The organism is Chitinimonas lacunae (assembly GCF_042650885.1).
GTDB classification, from domain to species: Bacteria; Pseudomonadota; Gammaproteobacteria; order Burkholderiales; family Chitinimonadaceae; genus Chitinimonas_A; species Chitinimonas_A lacunae.
The window spans coordinates 1,505,612-1,522,919 of record NZ_JBHSBU010000001.1; the positions used below are offsets into that span (position 1 = coordinate 1,505,612).

The 17,308-nt window shown below is 53.0% G+C and carries 17 protein-coding genes and 1 pseudogene; 4 read left to right on the forward strand and 14 right to left on the reverse strand.

The window, feature by feature from the left end; all coding sequences use genetic code 11:
- Positions 1 to 47 precede the first annotated feature (47 nt).
- A complete protein-coding gene (locus ACFOW7_RS06385; RefSeq protein ID WP_378162242.1) occupies positions 48 to 1,061 on the forward strand; it encodes a DNA-binding response regulator in 1,014 nt (337 codons plus the stop codon).
- Between the two features lie 600 nt (positions 1,062 to 1,661).
- Here the strand turns inward: ACFOW7_RS06385 and ACFOW7_RS06390 are convergent.
- Both ACFOW7_RS06390 and ACFOW7_RS06395 read right to left on the reverse strand, forming a co-directional pair.
- A complete protein-coding gene (locus ACFOW7_RS06390; RefSeq protein ID WP_378162244.1) occupies positions 1,662 to 2,504 on the reverse strand; it encodes a hypothetical protein in 843 nt (280 codons plus the stop codon).
- Between the two features lie 1,750 nt (positions 2,505 to 4,254).
- On the reverse strand, positions 4,255 to 4,782 hold the full coding sequence (locus ACFOW7_RS06395; RefSeq protein WP_378162246.1) for a hypothetical protein: 528 nt from the start codon (positions 4,780 to 4,782) through the stop codon (positions 4,255 to 4,257).
- Here ACFOW7_RS06395 and ACFOW7_RS06400 point away from each other — a divergent pair.
- Entirely contained in the window at positions 4,775 to 5,338 is a 564-nt protein-coding gene (locus tag ACFOW7_RS06400) for a hypothetical protein (protein ID WP_378162248.1), read from the forward strand. The two genes, ACFOW7_RS06395 and ACFOW7_RS06400, sit on opposite strands and share 8 nt — an antisense overlap.
- On the opposite strand, the gene ACFOW7_RS06405 is transcribed toward ACFOW7_RS06400, so the two are convergent.
- Positions 5,335 to 5,820 carry a hypothetical protein gene (locus tag ACFOW7_RS06405; RefSeq protein WP_378162250.1) on the reverse strand — a complete coding sequence of 162 codons (486 nt, stop codon included), beginning with the start codon at positions 5,818 to 5,820 and terminating at the stop codon, positions 5,335 to 5,337. The genes ACFOW7_RS06400 and ACFOW7_RS06405 overlap by 4 nt on opposite strands.
- 9 nt (positions 5,821 to 5,829) lie before the next feature.
- Between ACFOW7_RS06405 and ACFOW7_RS06410 the strand changes: the two genes are divergently transcribed.
- Positions 5,830 to 7,209, forward strand: a complete 1,380-nt coding sequence (locus ACFOW7_RS06410) for a hypothetical protein (protein ID WP_378162252.1) — start codon at positions 5,830 to 5,832, stop codon at positions 7,207 to 7,209.
- A 591-nt stretch (positions 7,210 to 7,800) separates the two neighbouring features.
- Here ACFOW7_RS06410 and ACFOW7_RS06415 read toward each other — a convergent pair.
- The 8 genes from ACFOW7_RS06415 to ACFOW7_RS06450 all read right to left on the reverse strand — a co-directional run bounded on the left by ACFOW7_RS06415 (position 7,801) and on the right by ACFOW7_RS06450 (position 14,745).
- The gene (locus tag ACFOW7_RS06415; protein WP_378162253.1) at positions 7,801 to 8,808 is read right to left on the reverse strand and encodes an IS30 family transposase; all 1,008 of its coding nucleotides are present in this window, start codon (positions 8,806 to 8,808) and stop codon (positions 7,801 to 7,803) included.
- 314 nt (positions 8,809 to 9,122) lie between these two features.
- Entirely contained in the window at positions 9,123 to 9,509 is a 387-nt protein-coding gene (locus ACFOW7_RS06420) for a hypothetical protein (protein WP_378162255.1), read from the reverse strand.
- Between the two features lie 4 nt (positions 9,510 to 9,513).
- Positions 9,514 to 10,911 (reverse strand): RHS repeat domain-containing protein, encoded by a 1,398-nt coding sequence (locus tag ACFOW7_RS06425; protein ID WP_378162257.1) that lies wholly within the window; start codon positions 10,909 to 10,911, stop codon positions 9,514 to 9,516.
- Between the two features lie 123 nt (positions 10,912 to 11,034).
- Positions 11,035 to 12,042: an IS30 family transposase gene (locus ACFOW7_RS06430; protein WP_378162259.1), complete on the reverse strand. Its 1,008-nt coding sequence runs from the start codon at positions 12,040 to 12,042 to the stop codon at positions 11,035 to 11,037.
- Between the two features lie 233 nt (positions 12,043 to 12,275).
- Positions 12,276 to 12,548, reverse strand: a complete 273-nt coding sequence (locus tag ACFOW7_RS06435) for a hypothetical protein (RefSeq protein WP_378162261.1) — start codon at positions 12,546 to 12,548, stop codon at positions 12,276 to 12,278.
- A gap of 29 nt (positions 12,549 to 12,577) precedes the next feature.
- Entirely contained in the window at positions 12,578 to 13,213 is a 636-nt protein-coding gene (locus ACFOW7_RS06440) for a tetratricopeptide repeat protein (protein WP_378162264.1), read from the reverse strand.
- Positions 13,191 to 14,150, reverse strand: coding sequence for an RHS repeat domain-containing protein (locus ACFOW7_RS06445; protein ID WP_378162266.1), 960 nt, complete (start codon positions 14,148 to 14,150; stop codon positions 13,191 to 13,193). The genes ACFOW7_RS06440 and ACFOW7_RS06445 overlap by 23 nt, the downstream gene beginning before the upstream one ends.
- A 109-nt stretch (positions 14,151 to 14,259) precedes the next feature.
- Positions 14,260 to 14,745, reverse strand: a complete 486-nt coding sequence (locus ACFOW7_RS06450; RefSeq protein ID WP_378162269.1) for a type II secretion system protein GspG — start codon at positions 14,743 to 14,745, stop codon at positions 14,260 to 14,262.
- A 257-nt stretch (positions 14,746 to 15,002) separates the two neighbouring features.
- Here ACFOW7_RS06450 and ACFOW7_RS06455 point away from each other — a divergent pair, with 257 nt between their 5' ends.
- On the forward strand, positions 15,003 to 15,971 hold the full coding sequence (locus tag ACFOW7_RS06455) for an IS30 family transposase (protein ID WP_378162271.1): 969 nt from the start codon (positions 15,003 to 15,005) through the stop codon (positions 15,969 to 15,971).
- A 3-nt stretch (positions 15,972 to 15,974) separates the two neighbouring features.
- Here the strand turns inward: ACFOW7_RS06455 and ACFOW7_RS06460 are convergent.
- From ACFOW7_RS06460 to ACFOW7_RS06470, 3 genes and pseudogenes are all read right to left on the reverse strand, one after another.
- Positions 15,975 to 16,154 (reverse strand): annotated as a pseudogene (locus ACFOW7_RS06460) (transposase); the annotation flags it as partial.
- 117 nt (positions 16,155 to 16,271) lie between these two features.
- Complete coding sequence (locus ACFOW7_RS06465) at positions 16,272 to 16,667, reverse strand: hypothetical protein (protein ID WP_378162273.1); 396 nt, start codon at positions 16,665 to 16,667, stop codon at positions 16,272 to 16,274.
- Between the two features lie 336 nt (positions 16,668 to 17,003).
- Positions 17,004 to 17,276 (reverse strand): hypothetical protein, encoded by a 273-nt coding sequence (locus ACFOW7_RS06470; protein WP_378162275.1) that lies wholly within the window; start codon positions 17,274 to 17,276, stop codon positions 17,004 to 17,006.
- Positions 17,277 to 17,308 lie beyond the last annotated feature (32 nt).

Genomic DNA, 17,308 nt, shown 5'->3' on the forward strand with positions numbered 1-17,308 from the left:
GCCGCATGGCGCGGGTCCACTTTCACAGCCGTCAGGAAAGCCCGTCCATGTCGTTCTTCAATTCGCAAAAACTTGAACAACTTGAAGCGAAGCAAGCGGACGAAACCGATCGTTCCATCGTATTGGTGGTGGACGATGAGGAACACAACCGCCGGGTCGTCAGCCAGATCCTATCGCCCTACTACACCGTTCTCGAGGCGGTGGACGGCGAAGACGCCCTGGCGGTGATCGACCAGCTTGCCGATCCCGCCATGCTCGCCTGCATCATCAGCGACCAGCGCATGCCACGCCTGACCGGGGTCGAGCTGTTCCAGCGTCTGACCCCGGTATTGCCGCGGGTGCTGCGCATCATCGTTACCGGTTATCTCGATATCAACATCATCGTTGACTCGATCAACAAGGCCGAGATCTACAAATTCATCATCAAGCCCTTCGACCGGCATGATTTCCTGCTGACCACCCGCCGGGCCGTCGAAGCCTACGAGATGCAGCGCAAGCTCGACCGCTACCACAGCGATCTGGAGCAAGAGGTGCAGGAACGCACCCGCCAATTGCTCGAAAAAACCGAAGAGCTCGACCGCGTGCTCAATATGCTGCGCGAGCACCGCGCCCATCACCGCGAACGCCGCGCGGCGGAGGAGTCCTGGAACCGCCGCTACTGCGCCATCAGCGATGAATCGGGCATGCCGTCCTATTACGAAATCGGCTTCGAGTCGCTGGTGCAGAGCGAATGGCGCAGCAAGAACCCGACTTGGCCACAGGCCGAGATTGCCGCCTTCCTGCGCGACAGCGAAAACGAATTCATCGGCGACAAGATCGTGCTGGCCAAACGCCGTATCGAAGGGTTGTGGTTTATCTGGGCCCGCAGCAAGCTGCCCATCGACCTGCTGACCCGACGTGAACTGACCGTGGTCGAGGCGATGGCCGAGGGGCTGAGCCATAAGGAAATCGCCATCCGGCTCGACCTGTCACCCGCAACGGTGCGCTCGCATATCCAGCGCATCCACGAAAAGCTCGAAGTCAAAACCAATGCCGAGCTGATCGCCAAATGCCTGATTTAAGCTGTGGGTCAATGCTGCCGCTCTAATAGCAAATAACCTGCAAAACCTATGCAAGTACAGGCGCAGGTTATATTGAATATTTAAATTTCTTTGCAATAGTCTAGGTTATTTCAACCCAGACGGTTCGAGGAGGCCAACCGGCTCCCCGACCGTCTGCAATCCCAGCGCCAGCAGGCTCGATACCCACCCGGTAAGACCGCCTGATCAGCCACGCAACGACGCGTCCAGACGCCCCGACACGCCAAAGTCTCGTAGGATGCGTCAGGCCAAAGGCCGTAACGCGCCGCTGTTTCCGTCCTCGCTGACAATCGAGCGACAGCATGTGACGGAAGCCCGGTGCGTTACGCCGCTTTGCGGCCAACAGCCCCCTTCCGGGCCGTCGATTCGGACCCCGAGGTGCTCGCTGCAACCCACCCGGCTCTCGGCTTTATCCTCTCTATGTCTGGCTCGGAGCTAACCGGGCCTGCGCTAGCCACAAAGCGCTCCGGACGCTCCGGACGCTCCGGACGCTCCGGACGCTCCGGACGCTCCGGACGCTCCGGACGCTCCGGACGCTCCGGACGCTCCGGACGCTCCGGACGCTCCGGACGCTCCGGACGCTCAAAAGTAAAGCAGATCGCTTGGTGGATGACGGCTTGGTTGCTGGCCGGTCAGTTGCACGATGGTGGCCGACTTGAAGTAATTGATACTGCCCAGCGGCTGGCCCAGTTCGGCGAAATATTGATCCTGCAAGGTGACGGCGCGGAGCTGGAGTTGATAGAGCGTGCGCAGCAGCGGGTCATCGCTGTTCGGATCGAGCCATTCCGAGGTGATCAGGGGCTTGAGGGCCGGCTTGTCGGCGCGGACCAACCATACCTTGGAGGCGGACGCCAGCCACAGGAAATTGCGCAGCTTGTAACTGCGGTCACGGGTCGAGAAATCGCTGTCGGTGCCCTTGCCGCCGTTCTGCTCGACGAAATCCGGGTCGTTCGGGTATTCCTTGGCATGGAACAGGATGCCGAAGTCGCGCACGCCATCACGCTCGAACGCAAAGATATGCCCGTGGAACAGGTCGTTCTTCCCCAGGCTGACCTGATGCCCCCGGCGCGCCATACCGCTGCGTATCGTCTCGAACAGTTGCGGGAAATAGCCTTGCAGTGCCGCATTCTTGAACTGCCACGCCATCTGGCCGCCGCTGCCCCACTTCCTGACCGGCTCGGGCACCGAAACGGCCACCCTCTCCTTGCCCTCGACCCAGACAGCCTGCAATGCCTGGACAAAGGCGCCACTGCTCATGCCGCGCGGCAGGGGCAGTGTGGTGGCCACGCTTTCGGCGTAAGGGCCGCCATCTTCGCGCACCAGCCGATCGACGATCGAGCGGGCCAGCTCGGTACGCTCGCCGGCAAAGGCCGGCAACAGACAGGTCAATCCCAGCGACAGCAACAGCGGTAATTTCTTGTACATCGAACCTCCTCGAAAAAACGGCCAGGAATCCCTCGTCCCGGCCCGGCTGCAAAAGAGAGCGGACTATACAAGATCAGCCCTTTTGCCACCGCCGTCCGGTTTTGTTAGCCCGGGCGAACTGTCTGTTCTTTCGGGGCATTTTTTTGACCCGCACCAAGCTGACGGTAGTGCTGGATCATCCAGCGCTGAAGCCCCCTTCTCACCTCCCAAACTCATCCGTGGCCACTTTTTTGCGTAGCCGGAACAAGCCTCAGACCCAATAGAAAATTTCAGGAAAATCAACTGCAAGACTCAGTAAGCGCTATAAAATAAATTCATAATAATACGCCACATCAATTGCTGAGCAGCCGACAGACTCCGCACCAACCCCTTCCTTATTTCCCCACTCTGTTCCATTTATTCCCGTCGCAGCTTTTTGTACAAGATTGCCGCCAATAACTTTCCCGATTCTTACCATCACAAAGACATCAATATAAGCCCAGGAGGTTTTTGGCTATCTTCATCATCGGCACGAAGAGAATTTACAATTACTCGATCCGGATAAGAAATTCATGGTGTATTTGTGCAATTAAATCCAAATATACCGGCATCAGTCCGCAATATCACAACCGTACAGAAGGCCATTCTTCTTTTGAAAGCATTTCAGCTCGACCGTTCAATTTTTATGATTTTCTGCCAAACAAGACGAATAGTTCAGTCAGTCTGCCCATCAATAAGCAGCTGATCGGAAAGCGTAAACGTGATGCAAAGTGGACAGTGCAGACTCTTGTTCATGAGGTCAGGCAGCATCGAGGGAATTGCTAAGTCTCGGGCTGGAGAATCCGCAGCAGGACAGGTGTTTCGACTCCTGATCCAACTCTGCCGTAAGGCGCCCAAACCGGCGCCAAGCCAGATCTGGCGCGGTTGTTCCAGATGAGCTGATTGAGGTCGAGCCCAGGAGGGAGCGGGCTGCAAAAGCAAGCCGCTTGCCTAAAGAAGGTGGGAATTTGATTTTTAGATAGTTGAACGTACCGCAATTTGTTTTTTGGGATAGGCACGCTGAAATGTTGATACCGGCGGCATAGCGAGTGCTCGGGTTCCTTCTTCCGCTTGTCCTTTTTGTTCAAATATCTACACTAAATGAGCAGGAAAAATAAAAAATCCGGCAAAATTCTCATAAAAAGGCAACGCATACCAATCAATAACCAGAACCGGATGAGTCATATCGAAAATTGTGTTCTCACGGCAACGCGAAATTATTTTTTCTAAAGACGTTGTTGCCATTTTTGCAGAACCCTCTTACTGTGATTCCACACGGTTGTTAATTAAGAATCTCAGCAATAGCACGCCGATGCCTCACCCTCTCTTATTAGAAATGGGCACGGCAGGAGGAAAACCCATGCTGTCTTCCGGTTCTACCGCTCTGGCTGATCTCTCTCTCCGGATCGCACCGCCGTAATCCGTTCCGATTTCTTTTTTCAGGTTCCGGCCTGAGTCATTTCACGTCGCGTCGCCTTTCTCAGCGCCGTCATGCCGGGCCCGGCTTTGCCGTCGGGTCGGCCGCTGGCAGGGAGAAGTGCGTCTGCAACAGGGGATGACCGGTTACTCCCGACCGACCCGACAGGGTCGATGGCATCGCATTACTTATCGAAATCAACAGACTGTTTCTGCTCGCGCCCCGGGGTGCGATGCGGCGGGAGGAAACGCCGCGGCGACAGGGCAAACAGTGTTCAGGAGGTTCCAAAGCATTATGAAAACGAATCGTCTTACCTTAATCGCCGTCTGCGTCGCCACAATAGGCAGCGCACAGGCTGCATCCGATCTCGATCCGGCCAGCCTCAACGAATACATGAATCGCTTCCACCGCGACCCGGCATCCACGATGCGGGAGTTGCCAGCCAAGCGACTCGCTCACCAGCCGCAAGCTCAGGCCAACCAAGCACAACAAGGACAGGATCAAGGTCAACAGAATCCGGGGCAGCAGAACCCCGGCCAACAAAACCCGGGCCAAGGTCAGGGTCAACAAGGGCAAGATCAAGGTCAACAGAATCCGGGGCAGCAAAACCCCGGCCAACAGAACCCGGGCCAAGGCCAGGGTCAACAGGGGCAAGATCAAGGCCAGCAGAATCCGGGGCAACAAAACCCCGGCCAACAGAACCCGGGCCAAGGCCAGGGTCAACAGGGACAAGATCAAGGTCAACAGAATCCGGGGCAACAGAACCCCGGCCAACAAGACCCGGGCCAAGGCCAGCAAAACCCAGGTCAAGGCGGGCAGGATGGCGAACAGTCCTGTGAACAAACGCCGGATCAGGGCAAGTGCCAGCAACCTGACCCCGATCAGGACCAGAACCAGAATCCTGGTCAACAAGATCCGGGCCAACAAAACCCCGGCCAAGGACAAGGACAGCAGGGTCAGAACCCGGGACAACAAGATCCGGGTCAGCAAGGTCAAAATCCTGGCCAGCAAAACCCCGGTCAACAGAACCCTGGTCAAGGCCAAGGGCAGCAAGGTCAGAATCCTGGCCAGCAAAACCCCGGTCAACAGAACCCAGGTCAAGGCCAAGGTCAACAAGGTCAGAATCCTGGCCAGCAAAACCCCGGTCAGCAGAACCCTGGTCAAGGCCAAGGTCAGCAAGGCCAGAATCCTGGCCAGCAAAACCCCGGTCAGCAGAACCCTGGTCAAGGCCAAGGTCAACAAGGTCAGAATCCTGGCCAGCAAAACCCCGGTCAGCAGAACCCTGGTCAAGGCCAAGGTCAGCAAGGTCAGAATCCTGGCCAGCAAAACCCCGGTCAACAGAACCCTGGTCAAGGCCAAGGACAACAAGGTCAGCATCCTGGTCAACAAGGTGTGCTAGCTGCACGTGGTCCGGGACAGCAGAACCCCGGCCAAGGCCAAGGGCAACAAGGTCAGCACCCGGGACAACAGCAGGGCCAACATCCGGGTCAGCAGCAGAACCCCGGTCAAGGCCAAGGACAGCAAGGTCAGCATCCGGGACAACAACAAGGCCAACATCCGGGTCAGCAGCAGAACCCTGGTCAAGGCCAAGGACAGCAAGGTCAGCATCCGGGACAACAACAAGGCCAACATCCGGGTCAGCAGCAGAACCCCGGTCAAGGCCAAGGACAGCAAGGTCAGCATCCGGGACAACAGCAGGGCCAACATCCGGGTCAGCAGCAGAACCCCGGTCAAGGCCAAGGGCAGCAAGGTCAACATCCGGGCCAGCAGCAAGGCCAACACCCCGGTCAGCAGAACCCTGGGCAACAAAATCCTGGCCAGCAGAACCCGGGCCAAGGTCAAGGGCAACAGGGTCAGCAACAGGGCCAACACCCTGGTCAACAAGGCGCTGTGCCGCAGGCAGCCGCTGCCCCGACGGTTGGTGGTCAATACAGCCCGTTCTTCTCGGCTGAAGACATCGCCAGCATGCGCTATGTCGAGCACAAAAACGCCACCCGGCTGTGGATTCTGGGTAATAACCACCAGAACATGACCGCGCTGGCCGCCATCCAGTACGGTAATGACAACCCGGCTCGTCTGGTTGATTTGGGCTACTCGCTGGTATCGAACATCCACACCATGGATGCCCGTAACCTCGGCACCGCCCGGCTCGCTTCGCAACCGTGGTCCGATACCTACTGGCCGCTGTACAACGGTTCGCTGGCAAACCGTTATGCCGATTCGCGTCAGTGGAACTACCCGACCAACACTTGGAAGGATTACTGGAATTTCGCCAACACCACCCTGCCCTTGGCGACCTATCTGGCCGACCAAACCCACCTGCTGTCGCCGGCAGAAAAGTATGACCTACTGGTCGGCGATACCAACTTCGGTCTGACCAAGCAGATGTGGAACGCCGGCAAGCGCTACTACGACAGCTACGGTAGCGTCGAAAGCTGGATGGGCTACTGCCATGGCTGGGCACCGGCGGCTTATGCGGTTGCCCGTCCGAAAAAGTCGATCGAGGTGACGAGTGTCGATGGCCGGAAGATCACCTTCCATCCGTCTGACATCAAGGCACTGACCACCCTGATGTGGGCCACGGCTTCGCCGGCTGTGCGCTTCGTCGGCGGTCGCTGCAACACCAAGAACCCGACCCGCGACGCCAACGGCCGCATCATCGATCAGAACTGCTTCGATACCAATCCGGGTAGCTGGCACCAGGCTGTAGTCAACCAGATCGGTATCAGCAAGCGCAGCTTCGTGTTCGATGCGACCTTCGACTATCAGGTCTGGAACCAACCGGTCCTGGGCTACAAGGTGTCGTACTTCAACCCGCAAACCAACCAGACCTTCGCAACCGCCAAGGAAGCGATGATCGCCCGCTCTGCCTACACCAACGACAAGTTCAAGAGCTACCGTGATGCAACGGCTCACAGCATCGTTGGCGTGCGGATGCAACTGCAATACATGATGGAGACCTCGCCTTCGCATCGCACGACCGATAGCCCGGCCTACGACAGTATTGCAACCACTTCCTACACCTACGATCTGGAGTTGGATGCCAACGGCAAGATCCTCGGTGGCGAGTGGTACAGCAACAACCATCCGGACTTCATGTGGACGCCTGCTCCGAACGCCCGCGCGTTGTCCTATTCCAACCCCAACCTGGCCTGGACTGCTGGTGCACCGCTGCCTGCCGGCTACAAGAACGCCGCTGTTAGCAGCTCACGCTATGCCCAACCGGTCACCAACATCGTAGAACAGATGGTCCGCTGGTCCAGCCAGTAAGCAGTTGAGCAGTAACACGCGCCGGCCAGCTCGGCCGGACCCCGCGTGACAACGGCGGACGCTTAGGCGTCCGCCGTTCTTTTGGTTGAGGAAATGGGAGAAAAATAGCGGAGACTTCTTCCCTATCTTCGACCGCCAATTTCCTCGCACATCTGAATCGCCTTCTGCTTCACGGAATCAGCCACGCCTTGACGACGCGGAGCTCAGCGGCGCAGCGTTGTAGATGTACCAGAGAGGCGAGACAGGCCCATGGGAGGTAGTGATCTCACGTGAATAAGTCTTGAGCAAACAACCCTATGAGCACAACGACGACCACCGTTGTGGTGATCATGTGAACCACTCCGGCAGCAATGAGGACTCTGTCACCCGAACGAAGGAAGCTCATTCCGAACAGCAACTTCCAGATGGTTGCGGTTGACCGGGGAGTTGCGAAGAACATTGAAATCCGCTCCGATGAGCACTCATCTTTGAGGTGGGAATTGGCCCGCCATACAACGATGCAGTGCGATACGAAGTGAAGCACTACCAGGGCTAGAAAAAAGTATTCAGCCACACCTTTTCCAGTTTACGTTGACTAATAGAGGGGCGAATTCAATTTTGAAGTGCAACACCGGCCTTCAAGCGATTGATATGTTCCTGAAATACTTCTTCAGGGGTACGAAAACCCAGACATTTGCGAGGCCTGGTGTTGAGGCTTCGCGCAATGTCGTTGAGGTAGGTTTGAGAGAAAACAGATAGGTCGATACCTTTGGGCAGGTACTCGCGGATGAAGCCATTCATGTTTTCGTTGCTCGGTCGCTGCCAAGGGCTATGAGGGTCAGCGAAATACACCTGAATCTTGAGCCGTCGAGCCAGTTCGGCATGATGAGCCATCTCTTTGCCCTGATCGTAGGTCAGCGTCTTACGGACGCTGGCGGGCACATGGCGAAGTCGTCGTGTAAAGGCTTCCAACGCCGCGTCAGCGGTCGCGTCCGTCATCTTCGCCAACAGGACATACCGGCTGGTTCGCTCAACCAGGGTGCCGACAGCGCTCCGATTGTAGGCGCCCTTGATGAGATCACCTTCCCAGTGACCCGGGATGGCGCGCGACAGCCCCTCTTCTGGCCGATCGTGAATGGAGATCATGTCGATCAAGCTGCGCCGGTCGGTGCCTCGCGCACGGGGGAGGCGCGATTTATGCGACTTCCGTAGTAATAAAATCAATTCCTTGCGTAGCTCGCCGCGAGGAATCGCATACAGCGTCCGGTAAATGGTTTCGTGGCACACACGCATCGTCAAATCATTCGGGTACATCGCCGGTAGCCTGCCCGCAATTTGCGCCGGCGACCAGCCCTGACGCAATTTGTCGATCACCTTGTTCATCAGTGAAGACGCCGGTTTCAGCTTTACCGCACCACGGCGCCGGCACCGATGAGCTAACTGTCCAGCACGCACCGCGTCGTACTCCGCCGTCGGCGCATTACGCCTCAATTCCCGTGACAGCGTTGAGACTGAGCGATTCATCCGACGGGCGATCGTACGCAAACTCTCCCCCGTCAATAATGATCTCTGGAGCTGATTACGCTCTGCCGCTACCAAGTGGCTGTAATGATTTGTCATGCCCACACTCTGCCATGCCATCCGGCTGAGTGTTGCACTTCATTTTAGAGCGCGCCCCTCTAGAGCACATCTGATTAGTTCAATTTCCACAAAGCGACAATTACCAATCCAAACTGTGTCCTTTTAGCTATTGGCGAACTCGAATTAAAAGTACATGCTCTAAATATAGTTTTCAAAAACTAAATTTTTGGTTTTTGCTCTCACGATTTCTTAGAGCATTTCCACTCACCTCGGAGTCTTTACGGACAACACGGTATTAGAGTCAGTGCGTCCCGAGGTCAGAACGCACTGACTCCGAGTTTTCTGGAAAAGCTCTAATGGTATTTTTTCTTGAGTCTTTTCAGATCTCTGCTTAAAATCCCATCGTTTTTGTCGTCAAGTTTTTCTGTTTTACTTGACTGTTTAATACAAAACTCTAGAGTTCCAATAGCTAATTTTGGCTGCCCCAGTTTTTCATAAGAATCAGCTAAGTATGCACATGCAACCTCATTTTCAATGTCTAGGGCGCTTGCATGATTAGCTAATATTATTGCACTTATCAAATCACCAGAATCTGCTGAGTTCTTTGCCTGAATAGACAGTGCCATTCCTTTTGCACGCTGTAAACTACTGTTTATTGTGGCATTGGTAAACCATCCCGCCAAAAAAGCAGTAATTCCTATAAAAACAGCTGCTAGTCCTAGCCGAGCATTATGCCTCATGATTTTATTTTCTCACACCGGTAGTGTTAGTATATTGGTCAACTGCAGCACCCGTACAAAATTTAAGCATTTCTTTGAAAAGCCCAGGTTCCTTTTTTTCCATGCAACTCATAACTGCATCTGACTCATACTCAGCATTATACTTCATGCAAAAGTCTAGGGTCCCTGCTTGGTTAAGCTCCTCCTTGCAAGTTTTTTGGACATCAAACAACTTGGAGTTTGCACTCATGCATTTATAATATTTTACTATTGGAATCTTTTCAAAAAAGAAATTTGCCCAATTAAGACCTTTTGGATCGATTCGGCTTAGGGGATTGCCGCCTACGTAGGCGTAGGTATTTAATCCGCCTTCAAGTCCTATAGGATCGGAGGTAACGTATCGACCCATTGCGCTATCATAATCTCGAAGATAATTATAGTTTCTTCCTGTTTCGCCATCATAATACTGACCAGAAAAACGCAGATTAAAGACGACCTGAACACCATCATTATCGGGATCAGTATTTGCCGCATTTGCACCAAACGGTTCATCCTGATTCCAGCTCCAGACCACCTGCTTAGTGGTTGAGTCAACTAACTGACGCGGCGTAGAGAGATGATCTGTCATCACATAGTAAATTTTTCCTGCTCTGAGCGAAGCGACCGGCCGATTTGCAAACCAGATGATCTCCTCTTTGGCTTTTCCGTTAGCGTCATACTCTCCGATCAGTTCGCCAGCTGGACTATAAACAAAGATCGAGATTTTACCGTCCGGGCCGATTTTCTGAATGCGCTCCCCATTCGCGGCGTAACGATAAGTCCAGGTCTCTCCTTCTACTGTCGAAGTCGCCAAACGATTGGCACGGTTATAGGTATCAACCACTCGCCCATCGTTCAAACGATTGCCCACGGCATCATACTCAAACCGAGTATTGACACCGGTACCATTGAGATGAGTCACCCGATTACTGGCTTTATCAATGGTATAGTCAATTTTATGGTTATTAATGACTTGCGTGGTACGGTTACCTGTCCCGTCATAGCCATATGCATAGTTCGTTGCACCAACCTTGGCATTAGTAAGTCGATCTAACACATCATATTGGTAAGTCTGACTATTCTCGCCAAAACTTAAAGCACTGATGTTGCCATTTGCGTCGTAGTTGATCGACTCATCTTTATTCCCCAACGTCACCCCAGTCGGTCGACCAGCCCCATCCGCTGTAGCCTGCCATATCTGACCATTTCCCCAGGACCATCCTTTAGGTTGACCATTTGCTTGATAAACGATATTTGCCAACAGCATCTGATCATTGATTTTGATGGAACCAATCTCTCCATTTTTCCAATCAACATCAACCTTCAGGCCGCTTGGATAAATATGCTGATGTGGCAAATCGCCCTTATAAGCAAATTGCTGCACAAACGATTTCCCAGCCACATTCAGGGTCTGAGTCGTTAGCCGGCCAGGCGTATCGTAGCCATAAACTTGTTCGGCACTCGGGTTAATGGCTCGGCTTAATCGACCTGCGGAATCATGGCGAATTCAATTTTGAAGTGCAACACCGGCCTTCAAGCGATTGATATGTTCCTGAAATACTTCTTCAGGGGTACGAAAACCCAGACATTTGCGAGGCCTGGTGTTGAGGCTTCGCGCAATGTCGTTGAGGTAGGTTTGAGAGAAAACAGATAGATCGATACCTTTGGGCAGGTACTCGCGGATGAAGCCATTCATGTTTTCGTTGCTCGGTCGCTGCCAAGGGCTATGAGGGTCAGCGAAATACACCTGAATCTTGAGCCGTCGAGCCAGTTCGGCATGATGAGCCATCTCTTTGCCCTGATCGTAGGTCAGCGTCTTACGGACGCTGGCGGGCACATGGCGAAGTCGTCGTGTAAAGGCTTCCAACGCCGCGTCAGCGGTCGCGTCCGTCATCTTCGCCAACAGGACATACCGGCTGGTTCGCTCAACCAGGGTGCCGACAGCGCTCCGATTGTAGGCGCCCTTGATGAGATCACCTTCCCAGTGACCCAGGATGGCGCGCGACAGCACCTCTTCTGGCCGATCGTGAATGGAGATCATGTCGATCAAGCTGCGCCGGTCGGTGCCTCGCGTACGGGGGAGCCGCGATTTATGTGACTTCCGCAGTAATAAAATCAATTCCTTGCGTAGCTCGCCGCGAGGAATCGCATACAGCGTCCGGTAAATGGTTTCGTGGCACACACGCATCGTCAAATCAGTCGGGTACATCGAAGGTAGCCTGCCCGCAATTTGCTCCGGCGACCAGCCCTGACGCAATTTGTCGATCACCTTGTTCATCAGCGAGGACGCCTGTTTCAGCTTTACCGCACCACGGCGCCGACGCCGATGAGCTAACTGTCCAGCACGCACCGCGTCGTACTCCGCCGTCGGCGCATTACGCCTCAATTCCCGTAACAGCGTTGAGACTGAGCGATTCATCCGACGGGCGATCGTACGCAAACTCTCCCCCGTCAATAATGATCTCTGGAGCTGATTACGCTCTGCCGCTACCAAGTGGCTGTAATGATTTGTCATGCCCACACTCTGCCATGCCATCCGGCTGAGTGTTGCACTTCATTTTAGAGCGCGCCCTTGGAAGCTGATTGGTTTCTCTGATTCCCACGATCCCCACCGCTCCCGCCCTTACTTCTGGCCCGTCAGTGCAGAATCAAGGACGCGAGTGTGTTGCCACGTAGGCAGGGATTGGGAGAAACGCATTTGTGTTTCGCATCCATCATATGGATTTTTTGCGAAATTGCAAAAGATTTTCAGTGGATTTTGCTTCCCGCCTTGACTCGGGCGAATTTTATCAGAGAGGCGATCAAACAATAATAAAGCACATTGATAACCATAGACAAAACCAAGGCCGCTTCAGCGCTGGAGACCAAGCCAAAATACCCAACAAAAACACCAGGAGCAATAACGACAAGCAATGCAAGTAAAAAACCAGAATATGCAACCGTATATCCATATTTCTCGACCGCGCCCGCCAAAATAATGGCAAGCCCAGTTGACAGCGCGTACACCCTGGCGTTCAGCATCCGCAGGACTCCATATCACCCGCCGCAAGTCATTTACTTTTTTCCAGATATTCTTTTGCTTGCCAGCAACCAAGCTCGGCCGCCCTATGCATCATCTCTTTTATGCGAGAGATTGATTCGGCGCTGCTCGGCTCCGCCTCTAAGAACAGTGCTGAATAGTAAATGGCCTTGGGCCATTCAGACTTCGTGGCCTCATCTAACCAATACAATTCCAACTCTGGATTGGCCTTTTGTCCACACCAGCCATGAGCATAAATTCTGGACAAATGAAATTGCGCCTCGCCACCCCCTGCACTGGCCAACTCAGAAAACAATCGAAATGCGCGAGCATTATCAATAGCAACACCGTCGCCGAACTGCAGCATGTAGGCCAACTTGAGTTGATAAGCAGAAATCCCCTCGGCTGCTTTCGTCTCAATACTCTGGACGTACCGCTTCTTGTATCGAGCGGCTTGCAGTTCATCTTTCTCCGCACCGTCCCCGTCGCGGTAAATCAATGACAAATAGAGAAAAGCCTCTTCGCAACCCCGTTCGGCAAGTGTCAAGAACTGCGAGATCGCAGCCTCCATATTGTCGTCTTCGTAATTCTGAATTGCCGCATGTAGCAATTCCTCCTGAGCATATGAATTCTGACACTCCCCATTAGTTTGGGTTGCATGTTTCATCAAGCTGGTTCCCAACGTCAGCGCTGCACGTCTCTTGATAGCTATCTGACATCAGCACACCAAATATCGCGCCAAGAGTTGTCAGGTAGCGCGTCCTAAGTTTCGGCAGCCGATCAGGACGGTGATGAAAAACCTCTCTCGCGGCTCTTCTAAGGTACTTTTGCTCATTGTCACTCAGGTTTTTGCAAACCTTCAGCTCCTTCTTGGTGAAGTTGCCTTCCGGATCCAATGGCCTGTTATTAGTAACGTCCCAGCGCTTATTTGGGTGGTCATTGATATGGACATGATACGCAGTCTTACCATCTACCTGCGTGGTGTGTTCCCCATAGTTAGAGCCCCCAGCAGGCCTAGGATTCCCATGGAATTCGACGCCATCTTTTGTAAATATGACTTCGAGTCCAAATGGATCGATATTGCTCAAGGGGTTGTTGAAACCGTAACTGTAGGTGTTGAGCCCACCGCGCAGTCCTATTGGGTCACTTTGGATGTACCGCCCGGTACTCGGATCATAATCCCGGAAGTAGTTATAATTTTTCCCAGTTTCTGCGTCGTAATACTGCCCAGGAAAACGTAGGTTAAAAGTAACTTTAATCTTATCAGTATATGCATCAGCAGCACTGGCACCAAATGGCTCATCTTGCTCCCAGCTCCAAACCACCTGCTTAATGGTTGAGTCAATCAACTGACGCGGCGTAGAGAGATGATCTGTCATCACATAGTAGACTTTTCCTGCTCTGATCGAAGCGACTGGCCGATTTGCAAACCAGATAATCTCTTCTTTGGCTTTCCCGTTAGCGTCATACTCTCCGATCAATTCGCCAGCTGGACTATAAACAAAGATCGAGATTTTACCGTCTGGTCCAATTTTCTGGACCCGTTCACCATTTGCAGCGTAACGATAAGTCCAGGTCTTTCCTTCTATTGTCGAAGTCGCCAAACGGTTGGCACCTGCTGGCCCGACACCCTGAACGGCAGGTCGCCGAAATCCACGTATGCTGTGCGATCTTGAATCGCTTCGTGCTGCTGGGCATGCCTACCACGGTGGTTCACCCCTGAATTCCGTCCGGCAAAGGGGTAACTCGACCTGAGATTGGGTTATGCAACAAAGCCCTATTGTGCAGATAAACGATATCATCCCCTCCTCCATATTCATCAATCCCATTTTCCCCTAGAGAATAGAGCAAAAAAGGCCTTTTTTCCGACGTAGCCTTTCTATAAATGAGTGGTTGATACCATCCGTCCCTCAAAGTTCCCTCATAGTAATTTTTTCGCCTAAGAATATCAGACCATTCTTCACGGCCCGGATATTTCCCTTGTTCTTTCTTGTAGCGCTGAAGCGCATCTCCAATCAGAAATAGAGTGTCCTGTGTTCTTGCATATTCTCGACCAGCCTCATCAACCGTTTGCCTGAACAACCAAAAAAAGACCAAGACCCCAGCAAATATATTTAACACAAAGAGCAACACTGCTTTTTTATTAGGCAGATTCATTTTTCCCTTTGCATTTACAATCAGCACTAAATATTGCGACATTCCTCATAAAGACCATTTAAGCTCAAGGGCTTTGAACGAGATATCCCCCACATTTTTGCAGGCTTTTTACCTAAGCGTAAATATCTATCCTGAAATTCATAAAATTCTCTATTTCTAATTGCTTTATAATTCAGCCCAGCCCGCTTGAGCAGGGGCGAATTCAAATTTGAAGTGCAATCGGGAAGCAAAGAAAAAAGCAGAGGGAGGCGAAGTGCTATAGGATGAGCTTCCGTTTTCCGCCAAGAAAATAAAAACCCATGAATTCCTACAGGCACTTCAGCCAAGCCGAACGATACCAGATAGAAAAAGGGTTGTGGGAAGGAATTTCACAAAAAGCGATTGCGGAGTTGCTGGGTAGAAGCGCGTCCTCAGTGAGCCGAGAAATCAAGCGAAACGGTGGCCAGCCAGGGTATCGAGCCGTGACAGCTCAAGAACGCAGCAGTCAAGTGAAAAGAACTGGCTCGTACATAAAAGAATCTCTGTGGCAAGACGTTGTGCTCAAGCTAAAAGAAGATTGGAGTCCTGAGCAAATCTCGGCTTCATTAGGCCGGGCCATCAGTCATGAGGCCATTTATCAGTGGATTTATGCCAATCCGGAGAATCAGCTGTGGCGCCATCTACGCCGCCGCCAACCGCGTCGGCGTCCATGGCGACGAGGGGTGAAGCGTTGCATCCTGATGAATCGTCGAGATATTTCGAACCGCCCAGCGGTGGTGGAAAGCCGAGAACGGGTGGGTGACTGGGAAGCCGATACGGTGATTGGGGCGGGTCAAGCAGGGGCGATCTTAACGCTGACCGAGCGTAAAACAGGTTTAATGTTGACCTATCCGCTAGCGAAGAAAACGGCCGAGGCGGTCAAGATAGGCATGATCCATTTATTGACACCGATTCGGGAGTGGGTCAAAACGATTACGAGTGACAATGGGACAGAGTTTGCGCGTCATGAACAAATTGCTGAAGCATTAGAAGCGGATTTCTTTTTTGCCAAGCCGCATTCCCCTTGGCAGAGGGGGAGCAATGAAAACGCGAATGGTCTATTGCGCCAATATTTCCCCAAAGGATCACCCTTGGATAAAGTGCGAGAGGCCGAAGTTCACTTTGCTATGCAGCGCTTAAATACTCGCCCGCGAAAGCGGTTTGGCTATGTGGCGCCGCTGCAACAATTCGAAAAGCTAACGGGAATGACGCAAGTCCATAATTTAATTGGAATTGCACTTCAAAATTGAATTCACCAGGCTTTTGACCAAGCCGATGGCCTGCCGCAATGCCAGGCCAAACAGCACCTTGATCGACAGGCAGAACTGGATGGCGGCATCAGAGAAAGTGGGTGGGTGGCCGGGCTTGCCGCTGGCCGGCGCATACCAGTGCATGGCTGGATCGAGCCAGATCAACAGCGAGCCTTGAGGCCGGCGTTGTAGTCACGCCCGTTGGGGGGCTTGTACTGAGCTGGAACGGCTTGGGTCAGGCCCGGAGTTTATCGGCTGGGCTCAGGTGTGAGGAGTCGTGCAATAAAGCCGTTGTAACCCCTAATCAACCAATCGTCCGTTAGCAATAGCATCTTCGATCATCCTTAATGAAACAGGAGGGTATATTTTATCGAATCGACGAACTATGGCCGCTCCTCTCAGATAACGCTCGATCGGCAATAATAATGCTAGCAAAGCATCCATAGAAAGTTCGCTTGGAAAATGTGCCCACACGTTAAATGAGGTTAAATCAACGCCAAATTTCCTATGCAAAACCTCCAAGTCTTCGACAATGCTGTCGCCGCATATCCCAAGATCATGCAACAGCCGAGTGCCTTCAGTCCAAGTTTCAATTATTGAGTCATCATACCCCAAAGCCTTTAAATACGCTCTAGCCAATGCACCTACGGGTTTTTCTAAAGTCATAGCGAAGCTTTCAATCGCACTGAAATGCATCGTAAAGCTCCAAGCCAGCAATCGCAGCCGTAGCTCCCGGCAATAACTTAGAAATGAGCCGCCCGGCACCGCGCAATGCGTGCCTAGCGCTCAAACTAATCTTTTTATTCTTATACAACTCGCCTACCGCCTGACTATACGGAGATGTAGCAGATCCAGCTGGCCCACCTCCTGCAGCACCAGTACGTGGCTTATCTGCAAACGGTCCAAAAGCGCCATTCGCCCCTCCAAGCGCAGCATTCCCGGCAGCCCCAGCCGGGGTTCCTTCATCACACTTTGGAACACGAATATTAAACCGGTTGTGGGTGTTGGTCTGTAATAACACCCTGTAACACATCAGCTCTCTACCTTATTCCCCATAGCAAGCAAAACCTCCTGCGCGTTCTGCCGCAACCAAGGATCAACATCCTTCTGGGAGAGTAGCCAGCGCGCCAATTCGGCCACACGGGAATGGCGCCGGTAGGACAGGATGCCCAGCGCCAACGTTGCGCAGGAAGATTCCTCGGGATAATGCTCGACCAGCTCGACCAGTACTGCATCAGGAACGGCATCCCAATCAGGCTCGTGGGGATAGAGAAGCTGGATTTCTTCATAGAGCGCGAGTGACATGGCTTTGTCCTCCTCAACAAGATGCACAGAAC